At 55.5% G+C, this 22,930-nt stretch carries 19 protein-coding genes and 2 pseudogenes; 12 read left to right on the plus strand and 9 right to left on the minus strand.

Translation table 11 applies throughout. The annotated features are described in order from the left end of the window. Nucleotides 1–136: 136 nt before the first annotated feature. Both MT962_RS07710 and MT962_RS07715 read right to left on the minus strand, forming a co-directional pair. A complete protein-coding gene (locus MT962_RS07710) occupies nt 137–940 on the minus strand; it encodes a YdcF family protein (RefSeq protein ID WP_247365320.1) in 804 nt (267 codons plus the stop codon). A gap of 153 nt (nt 941–1,093) precedes the next feature. After that, on the minus strand, nt 1,094–1,402 hold the full coding sequence (locus tag MT962_RS07715) for a hypothetical protein (RefSeq protein WP_024557499.1): 309 nt from the start codon (nt 1,400–1,402) through the stop codon (nt 1,094–1,096). A 504-nt stretch (nt 1,403–1,906) separates the two neighbouring features. Between MT962_RS07715 and MT962_RS07720 the strand changes: the two genes are divergently transcribed. Then, nucleotides 1,907–3,226, plus strand: a complete 1,320-nt coding sequence (locus tag MT962_RS07720) for an MFS transporter (protein WP_247365321.1) — start codon at nt 1,907–1,909, stop codon at nt 3,224–3,226. A 7-nt stretch (nt 3,227–3,233) separates the two neighbouring features. On the opposite strand, the gene fos is transcribed toward MT962_RS07720, so the two are convergent. Both fos and MT962_RS07730 read right to left on the minus strand, forming a co-directional pair. Continuing rightward, the gene (gene fos, locus MT962_RS07725; protein WP_024561388.1) at nt 3,234–3,641 is read right to left on the minus strand and encodes a fosfomycin resistance glutathione transferase; all 408 of its coding nucleotides are present in this window, start codon (nt 3,639–3,641) and stop codon (nt 3,234–3,236) included. Then, nucleotides 3,625–4,107 (minus strand): GNAT family N-acetyltransferase, encoded by a 483-nt coding sequence (locus tag MT962_RS07730; protein ID WP_024561389.1) that lies wholly within the window; start codon nt 4,105–4,107, stop codon nt 3,625–3,627. Before MT962_RS07730 ends, fos begins: the two co-directional genes overlap by 17 nt. Nucleotides 4,108–4,468: 361 nt before the next feature. On the opposite strand from MT962_RS07730, the gene MT962_RS07735 reads away from it, so the two are divergent. From MT962_RS07735 to MT962_RS07755, 5 genes are all read left to right on the plus strand, one after another. Then, complete coding sequence (locus MT962_RS07735) at nt 4,469–4,897, plus strand: MarR family transcriptional regulator (protein WP_247365322.1); 429 nt, start codon at nt 4,469–4,471, stop codon at nt 4,895–4,897. Next, nucleotides 4,897–6,567 carry an MFS transporter gene (locus tag MT962_RS07740; protein WP_048887494.1) on the plus strand — a complete coding sequence of 557 codons (1,671 nt, stop codon included), beginning with the start codon at nt 4,897–4,899 and terminating at the stop codon, nt 6,565–6,567. Before MT962_RS07735 ends, MT962_RS07740 begins: the two co-directional genes overlap by 1 nt. Before the next feature lie 22 nt (nt 6,568–6,589). Further along, nucleotides 6,590–7,672 (plus strand): HlyD family secretion protein, encoded by a 1,083-nt coding sequence (locus MT962_RS07745; RefSeq protein WP_247365323.1) that lies wholly within the window; start codon nt 6,590–6,592, stop codon nt 7,670–7,672. Continuing rightward, nucleotides 7,672–9,054 carry an efflux transporter outer membrane subunit gene (locus MT962_RS07750; protein ID WP_247365324.1) on the plus strand — a complete coding sequence of 461 codons (1,383 nt, stop codon included), beginning with the start codon at nt 7,672–7,674 and terminating at the stop codon, nt 9,052–9,054. Before MT962_RS07745 ends, MT962_RS07750 begins: the two co-directional genes overlap by 1 nt. Before the next feature lie 125 nt (nt 9,055–9,179). Next, nucleotides 9,180–9,833, plus strand: a complete 654-nt coding sequence (locus MT962_RS07755) for an O-methyltransferase (RefSeq protein ID WP_024561391.1) — start codon at nt 9,180–9,182, stop codon at nt 9,831–9,833. A 92-nt stretch (nt 9,834–9,925) separates the two neighbouring features. Here the strand turns inward: MT962_RS07755 and MT962_RS07760 are convergent, their stop codons facing one another. Further along, the gene (locus tag MT962_RS07760) at nt 9,926–10,753 is read right to left on the minus strand and encodes a hypothetical protein (RefSeq protein WP_247365325.1); all 828 of its coding nucleotides are present in this window, start codon (nt 10,751–10,753) and stop codon (nt 9,926–9,928) included. 157 nt (nt 10,754–10,910) lie between these two features. Next, complete coding sequence (gene hrpA / locus MT962_RS07765; protein ID WP_247365326.1) at nt 10,911–14,813, minus strand: ATP-dependent RNA helicase HrpA; 3,903 nt, start codon at nt 14,811–14,813, stop codon at nt 10,911–10,913. A gap of 208 nt (nt 14,814–15,021) precedes the next feature. Between hrpA and azoR the strand changes: the two genes are divergently transcribed. The 3 genes and pseudogenes from azoR to MT962_RS07785 all read left to right on the plus strand — a co-directional run bounded on the left by azoR (nt 15,022) and on the right by MT962_RS07785 (nt 17,580). Further along, nucleotides 15,022–15,627 carry an FMN-dependent NADH-azoreductase gene (gene azoR / locus MT962_RS07770; protein ID WP_024557488.1) on the plus strand — a complete coding sequence of 202 codons (606 nt, stop codon included), beginning with the start codon at nt 15,022–15,024 and terminating at the stop codon, nt 15,625–15,627. 569 nt (nt 15,628–16,196) lie between these two features. Next, a pseudogene (locus MT962_RS07780) lies at nt 16,197–17,126 on the plus strand (peptidoglycan-binding protein). Then, nucleotides 17,116–17,580, plus strand: coding sequence for a lysozyme inhibitor LprI family protein (locus MT962_RS07785; protein ID WP_247365329.1), 465 nt, complete (start codon nt 17,116–17,118; stop codon nt 17,578–17,580). Before MT962_RS07780 ends, MT962_RS07785 begins: the two are co-directional and overlap by 11 nt. A 370-nt stretch (nt 17,581–17,950) precedes the next feature. Here MT962_RS07785 and MT962_RS07790 read toward each other — a convergent pair whose 3' ends face one another. Beyond that, the gene (locus MT962_RS07790) at nt 17,951–19,153 is read right to left on the minus strand and encodes an MFS transporter (RefSeq protein ID WP_188723581.1); all 1,203 of its coding nucleotides are present in this window, start codon (nt 19,151–19,153) and stop codon (nt 17,951–17,953) included. A 61-nt stretch (nt 19,154–19,214) separates the two neighbouring features. Between MT962_RS07790 and MT962_RS07795 the strand changes: the two genes are divergently transcribed. Then, nucleotides 19,215–20,228, plus strand: coding sequence for an AraC family transcriptional regulator (locus MT962_RS07795; protein WP_247365330.1), 1,014 nt, complete (start codon nt 19,215–19,217; stop codon nt 20,226–20,228). Between the two features lie 133 nt (nt 20,229–20,361). Here MT962_RS07795 and MT962_RS07800 read toward each other — a convergent pair. Beyond that, nucleotides 20,362–20,712, minus strand: a pseudogene (locus MT962_RS07800) (IS30 family transposase); the annotation flags it as partial. Nucleotides 20,713–20,993: 281 nt separating this feature from the next. Beyond that, nucleotides 20,994–21,893, minus strand: a complete 900-nt coding sequence (locus tag MT962_RS07805; RefSeq protein WP_247365331.1) for a LysR substrate-binding domain-containing protein — start codon at nt 21,891–21,893, stop codon at nt 20,994–20,996. A 165-nt stretch (nt 21,894–22,058) separates the two neighbouring features. Here MT962_RS07805 and MT962_RS07810 point away from each other — a divergent pair, with 165 nt between their 5' ends. Continuing rightward, entirely contained in the window at nt 22,059–22,589 is a 531-nt protein-coding gene (locus MT962_RS07810; RefSeq protein WP_247365332.1) for a sugar ABC transporter, read from the plus strand. A gap of 6 nt (nt 22,590–22,595) precedes the next feature. Next, nucleotides 22,596–22,922, plus strand: a complete 327-nt coding sequence (locus tag MT962_RS07815) for a hypothetical protein (RefSeq protein WP_247365333.1) — start codon at nt 22,596–22,598, stop codon at nt 22,920–22,922. Nucleotides 22,923–22,930 lie beyond the last annotated feature (8 nt).

The raw sequence follows: 22,930 nt of genomic DNA on the forward strand, positions 1-22,930 counted from the left end.
GCATTGCCTCACCCGGCGCGGTGAAAAAGAGGAATGTGTGAAGGAAATCTAAAAAAAGAAACGCTGTTGCAGAAAATTTGGAGAGGAGTCGAGAAAACCGTTTACAGCGGCGCGCTGTAAACGGCGGGCAGGGAAATTAAATGAGCGAGCGGCTGCGCAAGGGGCCCGTCAGCGCCGCGTCGTTTTGCACCTGTTCCCACGCTTCATGCACGTCGGCAGGCATATCGACATGTTCGATAAATCCTCTTCCGCGCGGGCCGTACCCCTGCTCATCATCGTTAAGACGCGGCATTTCGCCCAGCACCAGGGAAAGATAACGCGCCACTTCCCACAACCCATCCTGAGGGTTAGCGAACGTCAGGTTCCGCTCACCGTTCATCACCCGCGGCACAAAACCGGGAAAGCTTAACCACTGCGGCTTAGCTGGCGCGTCACGCCAGACGCGCGCGAAGGTGGCGGCCGTGCGCCGCTGCATGGTGGGGTCCTGAATCAACACCGCGCGCTGCGGCTTTAGCCCTTTATCCTCCATCAGCTGGCGGGTAAAGCTGGCGTTTTCTCCGCTGTTGGTGGAGCGTCGCTCGATTATCAGCCTCTCCTCAGGCACTTTAAGGTACTTTCTGGCGATAGACGCCAGCAAATCCGCCTCGCTCAGCCCGGTAGTGCGCAAGCTGTTGTAACGGGGATGGCGCGCCACGGCGGCGTAAAGAAAGGTGGTGGAGTGGCCGATCCCGCCGGTAATCAACAATGGCAGCGCGTGGGCGTTTGAAATCTGCGCGGCAGTTTCCAGAGTCGGCAGCGCCGCGTTGCCCGCCAGCACGACCAGTTGCGCTGCGCTGGCGTCGGCAGGCGAAGCCATGTCGGTTTGCGCCAGCCACTGGCCCAGCGTATTGATCGCATTGAGCGTGCTTTCAGAAAGTTTTGGCATGGGCATCAGCTCCATAGTGCCTCCTTAATTGCTATTCTGCCGCCAGAGTAACGAGGTTTGTGCTGTTCCCCTATCGGATCAACCTTAAAGGCGCAGGGGCGCAAACCCACTGTCACCGCATGGCGGGAAAATAAAACAAATCGCTGTAACCCACAGAAAAAATTGGTTTCAGAACGCGACAGAGGCGAGCACCGCGGCCATGATCAGCCCGACGATAACCTCAATAAGCACCACGGCGAAAGCCAGTATGCGCCAGACGGTTATCTTACCGTTACGCATGATAAACGTGATGCCCGAGAGCACCGTGGCGAATAGCAGAAACTTTAAGATAAGCGTGAGAATAAAAAATCCCAAAAATTCATTATTTATTGCCGAGGTTCCGACGAGGCCTAAAATAATATTCCCGCAGACGCCATACCCCCAGAAGGTTTGCGCCAGGCTTATTCTCCCTGTCGCCAGATCTTTTATTGTTTGCATCCGATCTTTTCGCTTATTACATGATAATTAAACAATTGACGTAAGTTTATCAGCCCTCCTTTGCCGTATACAGGCTGTATCTCTTTTCAATGCGCAGCGCGTTAGCAGGCCCCCCCTTGCATCCTACGCCCAGCGGTTTTTCCTTTTCCTTGTCCTTGTCCTTGTCCTTGTCCGGGCAGCCTGCAAGCCGGGTATGAAAAAGCGCAGAATGTCGCGTTACTGGAAAATAACGTTAATTGTCTAAAAAACGACAGGTTGCACCTGTAGCCCATTCTGATAACGCCAGCCAGATGCGCATACTGTTTGCTTTACAAGCGACGACCTGGCACAAATCTCTGCATAAATAATCACTTTAATGCCTGAAACGCGTCTCTTGCGCTTGCCAAAAGTTACACCTCTCCCTTATTTAATTAACAAATTTACAACTTTATTGCCGCCTGAGGTTGCACCTGTCGCGCGCCAGGTGACACCTCGCCTACTTTCACCTGCGAGGATTTACCTGTTATGACTACGCAAAAAAGCAGCGCCGCGATTCTGCGGGAAAACAAAAAAGTGCTGATTGCCAGCCTCACCGGCAGCGCCATAGAGTGGTTTGATTATTTTCTTTACGGCACCGCCGCTGCGCTGGTGTTCAACAAGGTGTTCTTCCCGATGGTGGACCCGGTTATCGGGCTTATCCTCTCTTATCTCTCTTTCTCGCTGACCTTTTTTATCCGTCCCATCGGTGGCGTGATTTTCGCGCATATCGGCGATCGGATCGGGCGCAAAAAAACGCTGGTGCTGACGCTTTCGCTGATGGGCGGCGCGACGGTGATGATTGGCCTGTTGCCAACCTATGAAACTATCGGCATCTGGGCGCCAGTGCTGCTAATCCTGATGCGTATTATCCAGGGCATGGGCATTGGCGGTGAATGGGGCGGTGCTTTGCTGTTGGCCTATGAGTATGCGCCGGCGAACCGCAAAGGCTTTTTCGGCAGCATTCCGCAGGCAGGCGTGACCATCGGCATGCTGATGGCGACGTTTATCGTCTCGCTGATGACGCTGCTCAGCGAAGATGCGTTTCTTTCCTGGGGCTGGCGCATCCCGTTTCTGCTGAGCGCCGTGCTGGTGCTGCTGGGGCTGTGGATCCGAAAAGATATCGACGAAACGCCTGATTTTAAGCAGGTCAAACGCGCCGGACAGGTTAGCAAAGCGCCGCTCAGCATCACGGTAAAGCACCACTGGCGTGAAGTGTTGATCGCCGCCGGGCTGAAGGTCGTGGAAACCGGGCCGTTTTATATCTTCTCCACGTTCGTAGTGAGTTATGCCACCACGACGCTCGCCTTTCAAAAATCCCAGGCGTTGGAAGCCGTCACGCTGGGCGCGCTGGTAGCAACGGTGATGATCCCGCTGATGGGTTTGCTCTCCGATAAAACGGGACGTCGGCGGATGTACGCCTGTAGCGTAGTGCTGCTGGGGCTGTTTATTGTGCCGTGGTTCTGGCTGCTGGATACCGGCACCACCTGGGGCATCGTGCTGGCAACGGTTGTCGCCTTTGGCATATTGTGGGCGCCGGTCACCGCCGTGCTCGGCACGCTCTGTTCAGAAATTTTTGAAGCGCGCGTTCGCTACACCGGCATTACCCTTGGCTATCAGCTTGGCGCAGCGCTGGCGGGCGGCACCGCGCCGCTTATCGCCACCGGCCTGCTTGCCCATTCAGGGGGCGACTGGACGCCGGTTGCCTGGTATCTGGGCGTAACCGTGGCGATTTCGCTGGCAGCGATATTCTTCGCCAGCCGCATCGGGCGCAAAACGCCCCTGAATGGCGAAACCAGCCCGCTGTAAGAGGGCTTCAGGGATAGAAGCGCATGCCGGCGTAGGGCTTCTCGCGGCAGGCGGCAAGACGCGAAGCGAGCGACCCGACATGCAGTTCCAGCTGATGGTTATCCGGGTCGAGAAAATAGAATGACTCGCCCTCGCTGCGGTTAGTTTTCCATATCCGCACGCCTGCCTGGGTTAAGGTTTCGACAAGCGCAGGGAAATCCGTCTCGCTCACCGTGAAAGCATAATGCGTGTAATCGGTGGGCGCGGCGCCCGCCGCGTCGTCAAGCGAAAGGCACAGCCACAGCGAACCGCAGCTCAGGTAGGCGCCTTTATCCCAGCGGGCATGCAGTTTCAACCCCAGCAGGTCGACATAAAAAGCGAGGCTGTTATCCAGTGTGCGCACGGCAAGCGTCAGGTGATTAAGCCCGCTCAGCATAGTCTGTCTCCCCGAGCGTTCTGGCGAAGCAGACCGCGTCCTGTTGGCCCACGTAGCGGCCATAGTTTTCGATAATGCGATACCCGTTACGCAGGTAGAAGTCGACTGCCGCCGGGTTGCTGCGGCGGGTTTCGAGCCAGGCCTCGCGATAGCCGTAGTCCCGGGCGAACGCTTCGATATGCCGCAGCAGCGCGCGGCCTGCGCCCCGGCTGCCGGGTAAGGCGAAAAGGCGTTTAATCTCAACGATCCCAGGTTCAAGCGGCCGACAGGCGACGCAGCCAACCGCCCTGCCGCCAGCGTCACGCGCCAGTAAAAACCGGGCGCCTTCCACCTTGACGTCGCGATGGTTAAACGACTGGGCGCCGGAGCTGCCCGTCATCGCCTCCAGAGTTTTTGACAGCGCCGCCTGCAGGACAATCGCGTCCGGGTGTTCAGGGTCGGCCTTTTCAATGGTGAACTCCGTCATCACATCTCCTCATTCAGGGTTTGCAAGGAACATAGCGCAAAAATAACGTCTCGCCAAAGCGGGCTTATGCTTCTTTCTGCTTCATCGCGATGACCAGCGTGCCTGGGTGGTGTAACTGCCCGCCAGTATCCGCAAACGCAGGCCTGACGCGAGTTGCGCTTTTTTCAGCCCTTACCTTCATGCAGGACGCGTTGGGGCATGCACAATACCGGGATATGTGACAACGTCACTTCTACACCACCAGGGGAGGCAGATTTATCTGCTATTCACGCCAAACCATTCAATACCTCTTATCATTCACTTGAATTATGAATTAGTCAGGCTCTAAACTCGTTAGATATCTAACGATTGAGTATGTCTTGTGGATCACGATCGGCTTTCTTTTTCTCACCTGCTTTATCTGACCGCTCATCACTGGCGCCGCGCGGTTGACAAACGCCTTAAAGGGCTCGGAATGAGCCAGGCAAGTTGGGTCGCCGTCTCGGCGATTGCCCGCCATGAAACGCCGCTTTCGCAAAGCGAGCTTGCACAGGAGTTGGGCGTTGAGAGCGCCACGCTGGTGCCGCTCCTGAACCGGCTGGTGGCGCAAGGGTTGATAACGCGCATTACGCCCGGCGACAAACGTAAACGCCTGCTGGTGGCGACACCTGAAGGTGAGGCGCTTTATGAAAAAGTGAAAATCGAGGCGGACCGCCTGCGCGAAGAGATCCTCACGCTGATTAGCCCCGAAGACCAGGCCGTCACGCGCCGCGTGCTGAGCCGCCTGCTGCAGGAAGTGGAAAAACAGTAATGCGTTTGCCGAAATCAGACCCGTACGCGCCGCGCGAGTGGCAGCCGCACGAAAAGCCGATGCTGCTCGGCTCTCCCTCAACGCCTGTTCATCCGACGCCCAGACGCATTGCTTATGGCATTGTCGGTCTGCTGGTCTGCCTGACCGGCGGCCTTGGCAACGCCATGGTGACGGCGAACCTGCAAAATTTACAGGGGACCTTCGCCGCCTGGTCGACGGAGATAGCCTGGCTTCCCGCCGTCTATGTGATGACCAATATCTCCATCAACCTGTTGCTGGTGAAGTTTCGCCAGCAGTACGGGCTGCGGGCGTTTACCGAAGGCTTTCTGGTGCTCTACGTGCTGGTCACCTTCTTCCACCTGTTCGTTAACGATCTCTCATCAGCGCTCATGGTGCGCGCCGCCCACGGCATGGTGGGGGCGGCCCTGAGTTCGCTTGGCATTTATTACCAAATCCAGGCCTGGCCCGCGAAGCACCGCCTGAAGGCGTTGACCATCGGCATCACCGGTTCGCAACTGGCGATTCCCATCGCCCGGCTCTTCTCCTCGGAACTGCTGGAGCTTGACGAGTGGCGCGGGCTTTATCTCTTCGAGCTGGGGCTGGCGCTGATTTCGCTCGCCTGCGTTATCGCGCTGAAGCTGCCGCCGGGCGACCGGCGTAAAGTTTTTGAGAAAAAAGATTTTCTCACCTTCTTTCTGCTGGCGCCGGGCATGGCGATGCTCTGCGCGGTGCTTTCACTAGGCCGTATTGAATGGTGGTTTGAAACGCCGTGGCTTGGCTGGACGCTGGCGGGTGCCGTGGTGCTGATTATCGCCGCCATCACCTTTGAACATAATCGCACGAACCCGCTGCTGAACACGCGCTGGCTCTCCAGCGGCAGTATTGTGCGGCTCGGGCTGGTGATGGTGCTGATTCGCATTGCGCTGGCGGAGCAGAACACCGGCGCTATCGGCTGGCTGCAGTATGTCGGCTTGCAAAATGAGCAGATGACAACGCTCGCGCTCTCTATTCTCGCCGGCACAGTCTGCGGCATCGTGATAAGCGCGCTGACTATCAATCCGCAAAAAACCGCCTGGCCTATCGTCACGTCGCTGGTGTTGATGGTCATCGCCTCGCTGATGGACAGCCACTCCACGAGCCTTACCCGTCCGAACCAGCTGCTGCTTAGCCAGTTCCTGTTCGGCTTCAGCAGCGCCTTTTTCTTAGGGCCCGCGACGCTGGCGGCGATTGGCGGCGTCATCGCGGACCCGCGCAACCTGGTGAGCTTTTCGGTGCTGTTCGGCATGAGCCAGAACCTGGGAGGGCTGATTGGCTCGGCGCTGCTCGGCACTTTCCAGACCTGGCGTGAGAAGTACCATTCAAACCTGCTGGCCGATCAGCTCACTACGCTCAATCCTCTGGTGACCGAACGGTTACAGCTTTATAGCCAGCTATTTCAAAGCCGCATCGGCGACCCTGCGTTGTTAAGCGTACAGGCTTCACAGCAGTTGCAGACCGTCAGCACCACGGAGGCGACTATCCTTGCCTATAACGACACCTATCTGCTGACCGCCACTATCGCCGCGTCAACGCTGCTGTGGATTTTCTGGCGGCTTATCCGCCTGCGCATCGCCGCGCGCAAGGCCCTGAAGCAGGCGATGTCCGCTAAACCTGAAGAGAAGAACCCATAATGTTCACCTGTATGGAGCAGTTATGAGCCAGCAAGACGCTACGCCCGCTCAAACCCCGGAACGCAACAATTTACGCGTGGTTTCATTTTTCGCCGCCGCCGCCATCGGCATTCTTGGCGTGTTGATTATCCTCTACGCCTGGAAATTGCCCCCTTTCACCCGCAACGTGGAGTTTACCGATAACGCCTACGTGCGAGGCATGACGACCTTTATCAGCCCGCAGGTGAATGGCTATATCACCGCCGTGAACGTGCAGGACTTCGCGGTCGTCAAAAAGGGAGATGTGCTGATGACCATTGACGATCGCATATACAGTCAGCGCGTGCATCAGGCGCAGGCGACCCTCGCCATGCGCGAAGCGGCGCTGGCGAATAACATTCAGCAGCGCCGCAGCGCTGAGGCGACTATCGCCCAGAATAAAGCGACGCTGCTTAACGCCCAGGCGCAATACAAACGCAACCAGGCGGATTTGCGCCGCGTTAAGGAGCTGGCGTCCGATGGCTCGCTTTCGGTGCGCGAGCGCGACGCGGCGCTCGCGAGCGCCGCTCAGGGCAGCGCGGGGGTTGAACAAGCCCGGGCGCAGCTCGACGTGTCGCGGCAGAATTTGCAGAGCGTGATTGTCAACCGCGCCGCGCTGGAGGCGGATGTGGAAAACGCCAAAGCGGCGCTGGAGCTGGCGCAAATCGATTTGCAAAACACGCGGATTATCGCGCCGCGTGACGGCCAGCTTGGGCAGATAGCCGTGCGCCTTGGCGCCTATGTTACCGCCGGCACGCATCTGACGTCGCTGGTACCGCCGCAGAACTGGGTTATCGCCAATATCAAAGAGACGCAGTTGGCGAACCTGCGCATCGGCCAGCCTGTCACCTTCAGCGTGGACGCGCTGCACGGCGAGAAATTCCAGGGGCGCGTACAGAGTATCTCGCCGGCGACAGGCGTGGAGTTCAGCGCCATCACGCCGGATAACGCCACCGGCAACTTCGTAAAAATCGCCCAGCGCATTCCGGTGCGCATTGAAGTGCTTGGCGACAATGAACAGCGCCAGCGGCTGCGCCCTGGCATGTCGGTACAGGTGCATATCAACACCGGCGAGGAGGCGGAGTAATGCGTCGTCTCTCACTGGTTGCGCTCGCGCTTCTGCTGGCGGGGTGTCAGAGCACTGAAGTGCAGCAGGCTAAGCCGTCGCTGCAAATCCCGGACCAGTGGCGCGAAGCCGTTGGGCCATCATCCTCCGTCGAAGGGTTCTGGTGGCGAAATTTTCACGATGTCGCCCTTAACCGCTACGTGGACCAGGCGCTGCGCTATAACAGCGACGTGCTGACCGCCCGCGAGCGGGTGAATGAATATCAGGCGCGGCTGAACGCCGCCGACAGCGCGCTCTGGCCGACGCTCAGCGCAGAGCTGGGCGGCACGCGCAGCCGCTCGCAGTCTGCCGCCACCGGCCTGCCGACGCACAGCACGCTCTGGCGGGGCAGCCTGACGGCGAGCTACGATGTGGATCTCTGGGGAGCGAACCGTCGGACGAGCGACGCCGCCCAGGCAAGCCTTGAGGCGCAAAGAGCCGCGGCGGCGGCGGCGGATTTAACCGTCGCCTCATCGGTCGCTTCCGGCTACCTCACCCTGCTGGCGCTGGACGAGCAGTTGCGCGTCACAGAGGAGACGCTAAAAGCGTGGGACGAGGCGTTCCGGCTCGCGAAGCGGCAATATGAAACCGGCTATACCTCGCGCCTTGAGCTGATGCAGACCGATTCCGAGCGGCGCGCCACCCGGGCGCAAATCCCGCCGTTACAGCACCAGATAGCAAGCCAGGAAAATGCGCTCAGCGTGCTGTTGGGCGTTAACCCGGGCGCGGTGGCGCGCGGCGGCGATATCAACACGCTGACGCCGCTTGCGCTGCCTGGTCAACTGCCCTCCACGCTCCTGAATCGCCGCCCCGATATCGTCCAGGCGGAGCGAACGCTGGTGGCGGCGGACGCCTCGCTCGCCGCGCAGCGCGCCAGACTGCTGCCCTCCATTAACCTGACCGCCAGCGGCAGCCTGCAGGACGATACCCTGGCAGGCCTGCTTGATAACCCGCTGCGGTTGTGGAGCATCGGCGGCAGCATTCTGGCGCCGCTGCTGAACCGTGAAACGCTTAACGCGGGCGTGGATGTGGCGATGTCGCAACGTAATCAGGCGCTTTACAGCTATGAATCGACGGTGCGCAACGCTTTCCGGGAAGTAAACGACAGTCTCGACGCCATTCGTCGCTACCGGGAACAGATGACGGAACTGCAGGGCCAGGTGGACGTGGCGCAGGAGACGCTGCGCATCGCGCAGAACCGCTACAGTAATGGTTACTCCTCTTTTCTTGACGTGCTGGACGCCCAGCGCACGCTCTTTTCGGCTGAGCTAAACCTGGCGCAGGTGAAAAACAACCTGCTGCAGGCGCAGATCGATCTGTATCGTTCACTCGGCGGCGGCTGGGGCGGGCTGGCGACGTCGTAATTTTCCGTCAGGCGCGGCAAAGCGCGCATTCTTCGCCGCGTCTGACACTCTGGCCCTTTTTTCAGCGCCTTATTCCGCCGCCTCGATGTTATGATTGTGTTAATTCACAACCGAGGAGCCTGACGATGCACGCGAAATGGTCTGCTGTTGATGAGTACCTGGTTAATACCCTCCTTCCTGCCGATCCGGTTTTAGATAACCTTCTGTTGCACAATCAGCAATCCAGTCTTCCTCCCATCGACGTCGCGCCTAACCAGGGGCAACTGCTGGCGTTGCTGGTGCAAATTTCAGGCGCCCGCAAGGTGCTGGAGATAGGCACGCTGGGCGGCTATAGCACCGTCTGGATGGCGCGAGCGCTGCCAGAGGACGGCTGCGTCGTGACGCTTGAGGCGGATGCGCATCATGCCCGCGTGGCGCAGGAAAATATTCGCAGCGCCGGGCTTAACAACGTCGAGATTCGCGTGGGGCCGGCTGCGGATACGCTGCCCGGCCTTGCCGCGCTTGCCCCCTTTGACCTGATTTTTATCGACGCGGATAAACCCAATAACCCGCTCTATCTTGAATGGGCGCTGAAATACAGCCGTTCCGGTACGCTGATAATTGGCGATAACGTGGTGCGCGATGGCGAAGTGACTAACCCTGAAAGCCCGGACGAGCGGGTTCAGGGCGTGCGGAAGTTTATTGAGATGCTTGGCCAGGACCCGCGCCTCACCGTCACAGCCCTGCAAACCGTGGGCAGCAAGGGGTGGGACGGGTTTACGCTGGCGAGAGTAAAGTGACATTGTAACGAATACCACACTTGAAAACGGCAAGTCGCGCCTTGCTTTAGCACTGACGCTTCCCTGCCCTGAAAGCCGTTGTAACGACGCGCTCAGTAGTAGCGGTATTCGTTCTGGTAAGCCGTATGGTATTGCGTGGTCTTTTTAGGGTACTTTTCTGTCTCCTGGCTGATGCCGGAGAGACAGTTTTGCTGCTCATCCCATTTTTCGCACCTGTCTACCGTGAACAGCACGCTGTAGGGGTGATTGGTTTCTTTCTCTGACCGCAGCCAGCGTCCTTTTTCATCCCAGATGGTTTTTCTGATTTCTTTACCGCTGGCGGCGCGAACCAGTCGCCCCTTCTCGTCGTACTGATATTCAATGGTTTCTTCAAAGAATTGCAGCGTGCTGTGAGAAACGGAACGCACAACCCGGTTGGCATCGTCATAGTCAAAGTGCGTTCGCGTTTCGCCCGGACGTTCGTCAAGCGTGAACTGCTCTACGGCATCGGTAATACGCCCCCGTTCGTCCCGGATAAACCGCTTCGTGCTGGACCCCTGGGTCAATATTTTTCCTTTTAACTCCAGCTTTGTTATTTGCGTTTGCTGCCAGTCGCCTGCGTTGTACGCGGTTTCGGTATGCATGGTCAATTGCGTCGTGCCGTCGTCGCGGCGCACGTCAGCCATGGTATGCGTCAGCACATTGCAGCGCTCGAAGGTCATTTCCGCCTCGATTTGCGCGTTAATATCCTCGCCTTTGCCTTTTACCACCCACGACGCGATTTCCACATCGTCCGGCGAGAAGGCGTTATTGGTGAGGATGAAAGCGTTAGCGCTGTTAATGGCATACTGGGTTTTATCGCAGGCAGGCTGCGCTCTGGCCTGTAACGCAATGCCAGCCCATCCCACCAGCGTCCACAGCAGGACGCGACGATTGTTCATAGTCATTCCTTTTAGACCCCGTCCGGGAACCCGCTTCCCAGGGCCAGTCAGGGTGACATCGGCGCGGCGGGAAAAATCTTTATCGATTTAAGGGGCGTTTTGCAGGGATGGGTAAGCGCAGCGCCACCCACCCGTAAAGCCAGAACCGCGGACTATGCTAGCCGCTTATCTGCTCCATCGCCTGCAATACGCGCTTGTCGGAAACCGGATACGGGGTGCCGAGCTGCTGGGCGAAGTAGCTCACGCGAAGCTCTTCTATCATCCAGCGGATCGCCTTGACATCCTCATCCTCACGCCGCGCTGGCGGCAGCTTGTTAAGCCACTGCTGCCAGGCCTGCTGTACGGCGTCCACTTTCAGCATCTGCGCGCGATCGCGGTGCGGGTCGACAGCCATCTTCTCAAGACGCCGTTCAATCGCCTGCAAATAACGCAGGGTGTCGCCCAGACGGTTATAACCGTTGCCGGTGACAAAACCGCGATAAACCAGCCCGCTCATTTGCGCTTTGATGTCGGACAGCCCCAGCGCCATCGTCATATCCACGCGCCCTTTCAACCGCTTGTTGATGTTAAACACGGTGGTGAGGATCTGCTCTACCTGCTTTGCGATGTCGACTACCGTGTCGTTAAGCTCTGCGCGCACTTTATCGTGCAGCGCCGCGAACCCTTCTTCCGTCCACACCGGCCCGCCGTTTTCGGCAATCAGCTTATCCACGCCGCAGGAGATACAGTCGTCGATCAGATCAAGCACTTTGCCGTAAGGGTTGAAGTAAAGCCCAAGCTTCGCCTTGTTCGGCAGCTTCTCGTGCAGGTATTTGATAGGCGATGGAATGTTCAGCAGCAGCAGGCGGCGCAGGCCGCGCCACATGTTGGTTTGCTGCTCGAGCGGGTTATCAAAAAGCTTAATCGCCACGCTGTCGCGCTCATCCACCAGCGCCGGCCACGCCTTGACGCGGTAGTTGCCGCGTTTTTGCTCGTAGCTTTCCGGCAACTGGCCGAAGCTCCAGATATGCAGGTTGCTCTGCTCGATGCCGTCATCCGCCACGGCGGAGAGCGTCTCCTGCACTTTCTCTTTCAGCCCGGTTTTTAGCGCTTCAAGCGAGCGCCCTTCCCGCAGCTTCTTGTTATTTTCATCCACCACCCGGAAGGTCATTTTCAGGTGATCGGGCACCTGATCCCACTGCCAGTCTTCACGGTCGATGGTCACGCCGGTCATGCGGCGGAACTCGCGCTCAAGGCTCTCCAGCAGCGGCAGCTCAAGCGGCGTGGCGCGGCCTAAAAACGCCTCGGCGTAGTTCGGCGCGGGAACGAAATTACGCCGCACCGGCTTCGGCAGCGACTTAATCAGCGCAACCACCAGCTCGCGGCGCATGCCCGGCACCTGCCACTCAAAGCCCGCCTCTTCCACCTGGTTTAACAACGGCAGTGGAATATGTACCGTTACGCCGTCGGCGTCGGCGCCCGGCTCAAACTGATAGGTCAGGCGCAGCTTCAGGTTGCCCTGATGCCAGAAGTTAGGGTAGTCGAGCTTGCTGACTTGCTCTGCCCCTTCCTTGATGAGCATGCTCTTTTCAAAGTTGAGCAGATCCGGCGTTTCACGGCTCGCCTTTTTCCACCAGCTGTCGAAGTGGCGGGCGGAAATCGCCTCATGGCTGATGCGCTGGTCGTAAAACTCAAACAGCGTGTCGTCATCGACAAGAATGTCGCGGCGGCGGGATTTATGCTCCAGCTCTTCCACTTCCGCGCGCAGCTTCTGGTTCTCGCGAAAGAAAGCGTGACGGGTCTGCCAGTCGCCTTCCACCAGCGCATGGCGAATAAACAGCTCGCGGCTGAGCGCCGGATCTATCTGGCTATAGTTGACCTTGCGGGCCGCCACGATCGGCAGGCCGTAGAGCGTCACTTTCTCGCTCGCCATCACCGCGCCCTGCGCCCGCTCCCAGTGCGGCTCGCTATACGAGCGCTTAATCAAATGCCCCGCCACCGGCTCTATCCATTCCGGCTCGATGCGGGCGGCGATGCGCCCCCACAGGCGGCTGGTTTCCACCAGCTCCGCGACCATCGTCCATTTGGGCGGCTTTTTAAACAGGCCGGACCCTGGGAAGATGGCAAAGCGGGCATTGCGCGCGCCGGTGTATTCCTGCTTGTCGGCGTCTTTCATGCCGATATGCGAAAGCAAACCGGTGAGCAGCGCGGTGTGTACGGCGCGGTAATCTGCCGGCTCGCTGTTAACCGGAATGCCAAGCTCCTTTACCACCTGGCGCAGTTGGGTATAGATGTCCTGCCATTCGCGCACGCGCAGGTAGTTCAAATAATCGGTGCGGCACAGACGGCGGAACTGGTTCGAGGAGAGCGCTTTTTGCTGCTCGCCAAGGTAGTTCCACAGGTTCACAAACGCCAGGAAGTCGGACTCTTTGTCGTGGAAGCGGCGGTGCTTCTCATCAGAGGCCTGCTGCTTGTCCATCGGGCGTTCGCGCGGGTCCTGAATGGAGAGCGCCGAGGTGATAATCATCGCCTCGCGCACGCAGCCATGTTTTTGCGCTTCCAGCACCATGCGCGCCAGGCGCGGGTCCACCGGAAGCTGGGAAAGCTGACGGCCAAGCGGGGTGAGTTTATAAACCGAAGCCTGTTCATCGGTCGTGATCGCGCCCAGCTCTTCCAGCAGGCGCACGCCGTCCTGGATGTTGCGCTTATCCGGCGCTTCGACGAACGGAAACGCGGCGATATCGCCAAGGCCCAGCGCGGTCATTTGCAGAATGACGGAAGCCAGGTTGGTGCGCAGAATTTCCGGGTCGGTAAATTCCGGGCGCGAGAGGAAATCATCTTCCGAATAAAGCCGGATGCAAATGCCTTCCGAAACGCGTCCGCAGCGCCCTTTACGCTGGTTGGCGGAAGCCTGAGAAACCGGCTCAATCGGCAGGCGCTGCACTTTGGTGCGGTAGCTGTAGCGGCTGATGCGCGCCGTACCCGGGTCAATGACATATTTGATCCCAGGCACGGTCAGCGACGTTTCCGCCACGTTGGTCGCCAGCACGATGCGCCGCCCGGTATGCGGCTGGAACACGCGGTTTTGCTCGCTGTTAGACAGGCGGGCATAGAGCGGCAGCACCTCGGTATGCGGCAGATTGAGCTTCATCAGGCCATCGGCGGTGTCGCGAATTTCGCGCTCGCCGCTCATAAAGATGAGAATATCCCCCGGCCCTTCCTGCCCCAGTTCTTCCACGGCGTCGAAAATAGCCTGCAGCTGGTCACGTTCGGTATCATCCGCCTCTTCGACAATTGGCCGATAGCGCACCTCAACCGGATACGTGCGGCCGGAGACTTCGATAATCGGCGCGTTGTTGAAGTGGCGCGAGAAACGCTCCGGGTCGATGGTCGCCGAGGTAATAATGACTTTCAGATCCGGGCGACGCGGCAGCAGCTCGCGCAGGTAACCGAGCAGGAAGTCAATGTTCAGGCTGCGCTCGTGCGCTTCGTCGATGATGATAGTGTCGTACTGCATCAGCAGGCGGTCCTGCTGAATTTCCGCCAGCAGGATGCCGTCGGTCATCAGCTTGACCATGGTGTTGTCGCTGACATGGTCGCTAAAACGCACCTTGTAGCCAACGCAGCCGCCCGGCTCGGTTTGCAGCTCTTCGGCGATGCGGTTCGCCACCGTGCGCGCGGCGAGACGACGCGGCTGGGTGTGGCCAATCAACCCTTTCAGGCCGCGGCCAAGCTCCATGCAGATTTTCGGTAGCTGCGTGGTTTTACCGGAGCCGGTTTCCCCGGCGACGATAACCACCTGGTGGTCGCGTACCGCCTCAAGGATCGCCTGTTTCTTCTGGCTGACCGGCAGGTTTTCCGGGTAGGTAATGGCCGGTCGCGCCGCTTCGCGCAGCAGGACTTTCCCTGCCGCCTGGTCTATCTCCTGGGCGAGCGCGGCGAAAAGCGCCTGCTGAGATTCAGGATTTTTAACCTTCTTCGCCCCATGCAGACGGCGCGAGAAGCGTGATTTGTCCCGCAGCATCAGCGACTCCAGACGAGACGTTAGCGCGGAAAGGGTCAGATTTTGTTTTTCCATCATCGGGTTATGCGGCCTGTACACGGCCTGTCAAATCAAAGGAATTCATTAAGCGTAGAGTACCACACTGCTTTCAGGTGCGCCTTGTTCAATAATTTCGAACATAGACTTCGATATATTGCGCTATCACTGCAATCGGTTTGTGAATAGAGTTGTGAATAAGCAACGGGGGCAACGGCCCTGACAACCAAATCAAATAAAGGAACTACCCATGAGCAAAGTACTCGTTCTGAAGTCCAGCATTCTGGCAGGTTACTCCCAGTCCAACCAGCTTTCCGACTATTTTGTTGAGCAGTGGCGCGAGAAGCACGGCGCGGATGAAATTACCGTTCGCGACCTGGCGGCTAACCCGATCCCGGTGCTGGATGGCGAGCTGGTAGGCGCGATGCGTCCGAGCGATGCGGCGCTCTCTCCGCGTCAGCAGGAAGCGCTGGCCCTCTCTGACGAGCTGATTGCTGAACTCAAAGCGCACGATGTGATTGTTATTGCGGCGCCGATGTACAATTTCAACATCCCGACGCAGCTGAAGAACTACTTTGACCTGGTCGCCCGCGCGGGCGTGACCTTCCGCTACACCGAAAACGGTCCGGAAGGCCTGGTAACCGGCAAACGCGCAGTGATCCTCACCAGCCGCGGCGGCATTCATAAAGACACCCCGACCGACCTGGTGGTGCCGTACCTGAAACTCTTCCTGGGCTTCATCGGCATTACCGATGTTAACTTTGTCTTCGCCGAAGGCGTGGCGTACGGCCCGGAAGTGGCGGCAAAAGCGCAGAGCGACGCAAAAACCGCTATCGACAGCCTGGTTGCCGCATAAGCCGCAACCCTGCTTAAAACCGCCCCGCCCGGGGCGGTTTTTGTTTTCTCCCCTTCCCTTTATCTACATTGCGTGGTGATTCGCTATCACCCTGTAAAGCAGCGTGAACCAGCCCCCCTTCCGAAGGCTCAGTCTTAGAAGACTCGCGCCCCTGACGGTATTCCTGACACCGAAAACGATAACCCTGCGCTGTGGCTGCCGGGTAGCACGCGGTATACCATCGCTCTGAAAATCGGGGTGAAGGACGCCTGGATGAGGAATGAGCCATAAGCTGGCAATCTGCAGCAAAAGAACTCCGGGAAAAGCATGTACTAGTGGTTATTCTGTGGAAACAGACAGTTACTATAGCTTAGGCAATTAAGTAGCGTTTCCGTTCGCAACCGTGATTCAATCAGTGTTTCGTGTTCCTGTTTACCGAACTGGTTGCTGGTCAAACGTTTTCGATTAGTGACCGCCAATCTATCCAATGCGTTACAGGGGAACAATAAGGAGGATAGTTTGTTTTGGGCGGTTTCAGGAGTATGTTGAAAGCGGAAATCATTAAGTACTGATTAAAGGTAAAGGGATGTATGAGAAGGAATTTTCATGAACCGCAGGTGCTGCGTTTGCAATCGTCAGTGGGCATTTGCGGCGTGAATTATGCTGATGATGTTAAAGCGCTGCAGGTAATGATGATGGAGGCCGGTTACCAGGCCGCTACAGGGCGAGCTCTGAAAGCTGATGGACAATGTAACAACGAAACCAATGAAGCCATCATCTGGTATCAGCGTTTATTGACAATGTCTTCGTCAGGTTTAGTACAGCCTACGGATCAATGGTTTATTCAGGCTTTAAAAAATGCCAGTCAACCCGTGTGGCGCCCTTGAGCTACTTCCGGACCGTTACAAGTGCGAGAAGCACAGTTCACTTTTGACAATGAAGGGGTAGATTATATTACAGCCACAGAGCCTTTCCGTCAGCAACGCTATCCCTGGTTCTCCCGTATCTTACACTGGCCTAATTCTGCCGAATCAGGCGTTACATTGGGGCGTGGCTACGATATGGGAGGTCGAAGCTCAGGTGAAATTTTTGCAACGCTGAGACACGCGGGTGTTGAGGAATACAAGGCTATTCTGGCCTCCAAATCTGCTTTTCTTAAAGGACGGAACGCTGCTTATTTCATCAAGGTTTATGGTCCGCTTTTCGGCGAAATTACACATCAGCAGCAGATAAGGTTGTTTGAAATCGCCATCCAAATTTATATCGCACGGGCAAAGAGGATTTTTAATAAACGCAAAGCGAAGTCGGAGTCCACCATAAGCTGGGAGACTGTGCGACCCAAGTTAAGAGATATCTACATCGATAGCATATATCAAGGCTGTACGTCAGCGGATGAGTTTTGCCGGGTGATTTTACTTAATGATGTGGAGGCAGTGCGTACATACCTGAAAACAGATGGCGCACAGATGAGCTCATACGGAAGAAATTTAAAAAGGTTAAAGTATATTGATGGCTTATAAATTATCTTTTTTCCTGCCATGTTTGTTGCTAACTACCAGCTACGCTTCTGCCACGCCTATCATTTATGGGGAAGCGGTAACCGTATGTTCGAAGAGCGCGAGCGATAATGCCACAGGAATACGATGCCTTGAAAAACAGCTTCAGCAAACAGAGCAGACTGTACAACATACTCTTGAGTCAGCGCTGAAGCGGGTGCAATCGGAGGACTGGCTTTTGCCTAATATTGATTATGAAGACGGAGATTCACAAATCGTTAAAGATACAGCAAATGCACTTAGAAACGATCAGGCAGCATGGGAAAAACATAAGGTATTATTTTGTCAGGTAGCCAGTTCGCAGATTAGTTCCAACGCTCCTGACTACCCAACCTTAATAACCCAGTGCAAAATTAATATGAATCAGGCGCGAATCGCCGAACTGAAACAGCTGATGGCGCAGTTAAAATCGGAATAAAAGTTTTTTGTTAATGTCCAGCCCGGAGAGCACAGTCTATAAGGTGTTCGGCTAAGCGGAACGTAATGAAAGCGACTTTTAAGTATAGTGCTCAGCGGGGACAAAATGCCGCCCTTAGCCCTTAGCCCTTAGCGGCGGCATTGAATTATTGTGACCTGCTTCCCATTACGATCTGCTTCCGGAAAATCAATGCAGTACGCACCTGGCAATAGCCGCTCCTGGCACGAAGCGGGCAAATGTGAAGGTCTGCTATGAGCGAATTGCAGACATTAAATTGAACGCAAAGCCGTAGGAAATTTGAATATTTCTATTCAGGCCAGCCATTGGATTCTGCTGGCCATTATTTAAAGTGGGGCTATTTTCGAAATAATCAGGATCTCGCGACCTTCACTTTCAGTCCAATAACAAGTGCGGCAAGAAACATTATGCAACCAGCCGTGATGAAAACTCCCGTTACGCCGCTGATACTAAAGAGTAAGCCTCCCAACGCAGCTCCAGCAGCAATTGAAGACTGCACAGCTGCCACTACCATACCCCCTGCGGTTTCGGCCTGATCCGGAACGGAACGTGCTACCCAGTTTGACCACGCCACGGGTACGCCACCAAAGGCCATCCCCCATAACGCAACGAACAATATCAATCCGTTTTCTTCAAGTGGCAATAAAATCATGCCCAGTGCTGCCAGACCGACAAGTGCCGGCATCATTATAAGCGTTAAACGCAGGCTTCTTTCCATCAGCCAACCGGCCAGCAGCGTCCCGATAAAATTAGCCACGCCGAATCCAAGCAATATTAAAGACAAATGGTCTATATCAAGATGCGTAATATTTTCAAGAGCCGGACGAATATAGGTAAACAACGCATACTGACCAGTATGGGCAATAACACATCCTGTCATTCCGATCGCAATACCTGGGCGGCGAAGAACATCCATGACTGACGCTGTTACCATTATTCTGCGCGGAGCCATACCAGGAAGCGTAAACAGCTGGAAAATCAGTGTCAGCACGCCTACTGCGGTTGCAGCGATAAAAGCACTGCGCCAGCCGTAAAGCCCCCCTAAGTAACTTCCCAGAGGAATCGAAACAACGGTGCCTACGGCAATACCGCTAAAAATAATGGAGAGAGCACGCGGGACGCTCTTTGCAGGGACCAGCCGCATAGCTACGGCGGCCGCCATACTCCAGAAACCTCCCAGCGCGATGCCCAGCAAAATACGCATTACCAGCAGGATTGACAGGCTTGATGAAAGTGCCACAAGCAGGTTGGAAGCAATCATTAGCACGGTAAAACCAAGCAACACATTTCGGCGATCATAATTACGCGTCAGGCGGGGAACCATCAGACCTGCAAATAGTGCCACCACTGCTGTTACCGTCACAGCCTGACCTGCAAGGGCTTCGGTCACACCAAGATCGGCGGCCATAGGTGTCAGCAGGCTGGTAGGAAGATATTCTGCAGTCAGCAACCCAAACACTCCCATGGTCAGTGAAATAACAGCCATCCATGCGGATTCTTTGGGTTCTGAACTATTCAGACTAGCGGATATCGCTTCGGTTGCTTCATTTCTCATAACACGCTCTTTTCAGGGAAAATTCAGGTTCCAAGTCTAGAGCTGAGAAGCCGGACGATCTATGATGCCACATCCTGATTATTTACCCGAAACGCCGGAAATAGATGTGAATAAACATTTTGCTCTGTCATCCGAACTCATCAGTGAACTGCTGCTTGAAATGCGCCTGCGTGGCGTACAGTACCGCCGTTTACAGACTGGCTCTGAGTTTGGTGTCAGTTTTAGCAATAGACCGGGCCATGCCTATTTTCACTACGTTGCTGTGGGAACGGCTCTGCTTCGTACAAACGAAGGTGCGATTCATGAGCTGAAAGCCGGAAGCATGGTATTTATGCCCCAGGGTGACGAGCATCAGCTTATATCGGATATCGGCTGTGCAATTCAGCATATCGATACGCTAGGCTCTGCGCCTTTAGGCGAGGCCGTCAGCGGAATCAATACCTGCCCCAGTACACATCCAACCCCCAGCACAGTTCTCTTTTATGGCTGTATGGAGTTCGATCTCGGTGGAATGCAGGGCCTGGGTAAACTGATGCCGCAAGCCATAGTGGTTGAGGCAAACGAACAGATATATCCAGGGCTGGTTCCCATTCTGGGTGCCATGAAGTTTGAGATCTGTTCCGGACGCGCTGGCTTCGCGGGCATTCTGGCACGCCTTGCAGAAGTGGCTGCTGCCATGATTGTGCGTGGATGGATCGAAAACGGCAGCGAGAATGCCGCTGGCCTTATCGCTGCACTACGTGATCCGCGGCTTGCCCGTGCGATTCTGACTCTCCATCGCGATACAAGTCGGGAGTGGTCTGTTGCTGAGCTTGCTGCCCAGTCTCATATGTCACGTTCTGTTTTCGCTGAACGTTTTACATCAATCATTGGGATACCTCCCCAGCGCTATGCAAGGGAAGTGCGAATGCGCCTCGCTGGTCACTGGATCATTCACGATAAGATCTCAATCGACACGGTAGCTTTACGTCTCGGCTATTCCTCACAGGCAGCATTTAGCAGAGCTTTCAAACGTATCAATGGATATCCGCCGGGTGCTATGCGAAGCAACCGGCTCAAAGCGGGCCAGAATTAAGTGACTGAAACTATGCATGTTATTGACAGGATTCTGAGCGGGATGCTGCATACAACAGTGAGTGCTGAGCATAAACTAATTTTCATAAATTAACGTATCGCATTTTCTCTCATGTCCGCTTATGGCTGTGAGTTCAACCGATGGATGCAACACACTTATTGAACCGCTCTGCGGGTGATTTATAGTCTGGCGTTTTTCCTGGCCTCTCGTTGAGCTGCCCGGCAACACTGTTCAGTCTTTGCTGGCTGTGAACCGATAAGTCAGTTCCTTTTTGAAAATATTGCCTGAGCAATCTGTTCGTATTTTCATTAGAGCCACGTTGCCAGGGGGATTGAGGATCGCAGAAATAAATCTGAATGTCTTTCGCTACCGTAAATCGAGTGTGGCTGGTCATTTCAGCGCCACGATCCCATGTTAATGTTTTATAAAGCTCAACAGGCAATTCCCGTGCTTGTTTGATGAGCGCTGATATAACCGTTATGGTCTTGTTGTCCCTGATTTTGTGCCGCTTTCGGACAGGGGGGACGGTATCCACCAGTCTGGTGGATAGTGGGCATGATAGAAGAATGATATCTGTCGAACATTCTGGCGATATCATGCAGGGAATCACCTTGCTTATATCTGTCCCGGATAATCGCTTTCTGTTCTGGCGCGTAGTCAATGCGCGTTCTTCGTTTCATGGCAACGTCTCCCTTGATTGAGGATAGCGTTGCATCGACACGTTGAACTCACAGCGAAGAACGGACGCAACGTCGTCGCCCGGCATTAAGCGGTACTGGTGAGCGTATTCAGTTCGACAAGCAACCAGTGCTCAAAACTCTCCAGCGCAGCCTCATTTATTCCCGTTTCCTTCGATTTTACTAAACAGAATTTTTTGCTCAGGCCCTCTGATGCAGGCCAGGGTGAAACAAGCATGCCGCTACTCAGTTCATTCTCAATATACATACGTGGAACCAATGCTACGCCTTGTCCGGCCATGACGGCAGCGATTGCCATTTCATGAAGATCGTACCGCACGCCCTGAGCCGGGTTATCGAGGGCTATTCCACTTTCCCGGGCATAGCGATGCCAGGCATCAGGATTCTGTCGACGGTGAATCCGTGGGAGTTCGTTTAACTGTTGATTGACGTCACTCTTTGTTAACAGTGCCGGATGGCAAACAGGCACCAGCGTTTCCTGAAACAGAAACTGCATACGCATGCCTGCCCATGCGGGATGTTCAAAATGAATGACAGCGTCAAAGCCACTGCCGGGCAAAATAAAAGGATCCGTTCTGGCCGCAATATTTAACGTTATGTCCGGGAACAACGCGTTAAAGCCGTTCAGGCGGGGAATAAGCCAACGGCTGGAAAAGGTCGGCAGGACAGCGATATCCAGACTCTTACTGCCTTCAGGCATTCCCATGATGTACTGCGTATCTCTTTCGAGCCGATCGAGCGTTTCACGCACGTGATGTGCATAGCGCGCGCCGACAGGATTAAGCTTTACGCGGCTTCCCATGCGGTCAAACAATTTACAGTTCAGCAATGCTTCAAGACGGGCAATCTGACGGCTAATGGCCCCTTCCGTTAACGACAACTCCTCTGCGGCCCGGGCAAAATTACCGTGCCTTGCGGCGGCATCAAAAGCCTGCAGAGAAGCGCTACTGGGTATTTTTCTACGCATAACACGTGTTCCTTTTCCTGTGCCTGTAACCTGCGCTTATTGACTTAAAGTCACTGACCCGTGCCATATTATCGATTTCAGGTGGGAATAACAGCGTGTAGCATGATGAAAAATCATTGAGCAAATCTGTTTGCTTGCGTTTATGACTTATCTGGAGATGAGCTGATGTTCTATATCGTGGAATGCTCGTATAACGATCCTGAAAGCGAGGCAGAATGGAATGCGTTTTACAGCCAGCAAAAATTACCCGCATTAATATCTGTTACCGGGTTCACCACCTCTCAGCGCTTTCGTGCCGTCAAATCTGGCTGCCCTGTTTACCTTGCCATCCATACTATTAATGATGCGGATATTCTCAGCAGTGATGAATACCGTTTAAAAGGAGGAGGTAATTTCTCTCGCTGGCAGGCCTGCATTACTGACTGGCATCGTAATCTGTATGCAGGTGAAGGCCTCGCGCCAGCCCTGTCTTGCGATGAAATTCTGCTACTGAGCGCAAAGCCAGTAGATTATTTAGAAAGAGAATTGGGATATCAGGGGCTGGAAATGGCTGCGGTGGGGCTGGATAAATCTCCTGAATATCGGGTTGCGTATGTTTTGCCGGTTAAGATTGCCTCGCTATTTACCGATATACCCGGGGTGTACCTCTACGAGCCTCTTACACCGCAGTTGCAGAGTGCTGAAAAAGGGAAGTGATAACGCATGCCTAATCTCACTTTTTATATTTCTGAAAATCACGCGGACAAGTTTAAAAACCTTTCCGATTTTACCCGTCAATGCAGCGCCCTCTGTTGCGCCACGCTCGGCGCAGAACCCAAAAATGTTCATATCATTTTTGTCGATGTAAAGCCGGGATGCGGGCAACCGGTGTATGCCGAACTCTTTTATCGTCTGACAACATGGCGAACGCATGAAGTAATGGAGAACTTTATGCGTGAACTGGATTGCGCCACTCACGAGGCCTCTGGTCTTACGACCCGTATCCGCTGCTTTGGATTCCCAGCAGAACACCTGTTCGCCCGCAACTAATTCTGAGG

The sequence above is a fragment of the Franconibacter sp. IITDAS19 genome (assembly GCF_023079515.1).
In the GTDB taxonomy this organism is placed as follows: domain Bacteria; phylum Pseudomonadota; class Gammaproteobacteria; order Enterobacterales; family Enterobacteriaceae; genus Franconibacter; species Franconibacter pulveris.

Bases quoted from the DNA above. Each gene is read 5' to 3' on its own strand.
- MT962_RS07795 (WP_247365330.1), top strand. From the start codon at position 19,215: ATGATGCCACATCCTGATTATTTACCCGAAACGCCGGAAATAGATGTG.
- MT962_RS07755 (WP_024561391.1), top strand. From the start codon at position 9,180: ATGCACGCGAAATGGTCTGCTGTTGATGAGTACCTGGTTAATACCCTC.
- MT962_RS07805 (WP_247365331.1), bottom strand. From the start codon at position 21,893: ATGCGTAGAAAAATACCCAGTAGCGCTTCTCTGCAGGCTTTTGATGCC.
- azoR (WP_024557488.1), top strand. From the start codon at position 15,022: ATGAGCAAAGTACTCGTTCTGAAGTCCAGCATTCTGGCAGGTTACTCC.
- MT962_RS07790 (WP_188723581.1), bottom strand. From the start codon at position 19,153: ATGAGAAATGAAGCAACCGAAGCGATATCCGCTAGTCTGAATAGTTCA.
- MT962_RS07740 (WP_048887494.1), top strand. From the start codon at position 4,897: ATGCGTTTGCCGAAATCAGACCCGTACGCGCCGCGCGAGTGGCAGCCG.
- MT962_RS07785 (WP_247365329.1), top strand. From the start codon at position 17,116: ATGGCTTATAAATTATCTTTTTTCCTGCCATGTTTGTTGCTAACTACC.
- MT962_RS07715 (WP_024557499.1), bottom strand. From the start codon at position 1,402: ATGCAAACAATAAAAGATCTGGCGACAGGGAGAATAAGCCTGGCGCAA.
- hrpA (WP_247365326.1), bottom strand. From the start codon at position 14,813: ATGATGGAAAAACAAAATCTGACCCTTTCCGCGCTAACGTCTCGTCTG.
- MT962_RS07810 (WP_247365332.1), top strand. From the start codon at position 22,059: ATGTTCTATATCGTGGAATGCTCGTATAACGATCCTGAAAGCGAGGCA.
- MT962_RS07720 (WP_247365321.1), top strand. From the start codon at position 1,907: ATGACTACGCAAAAAAGCAGCGCCGCGATTCTGCGGGAAAACAAAAAA.
- MT962_RS07750 (WP_247365324.1), top strand. From the start codon at position 7,672: ATGCGTCGTCTCTCACTGGTTGCGCTCGCGCTTCTGCTGGCGGGGTGT.
- fos (WP_024561388.1), bottom strand. From the start codon at position 3,641: ATGCTGAGCGGGCTTAATCACCTGACGCTTGCCGTGCGCACACTGGAT.
- MT962_RS07745 (WP_247365323.1), top strand. From the start codon at position 6,590: ATGAGCCAGCAAGACGCTACGCCCGCTCAAACCCCGGAACGCAACAAT.
- MT962_RS07730 (WP_024561389.1), bottom strand. From the start codon at position 4,107: ATGACGGAGTTCACCATTGAAAAGGCCGACCCTGAACACCCGGACGCG.
- MT962_RS07760 (WP_247365325.1), bottom strand. From the start codon at position 10,753: ATGAACAATCGTCGCGTCCTGCTGTGGACGCTGGTGGGATGGGCTGGC.
- MT962_RS07710 (WP_247365320.1), bottom strand. From the start codon at position 940: ATGGAGCTGATGCCCATGCCAAAACTTTCTGAAAGCACGCTCAATGCG.
- MT962_RS07815 (WP_247365333.1), top strand. From the start codon at position 22,596: ATGCCTAATCTCACTTTTTATATTTCTGAAAATCACGCGGACAAGTTT.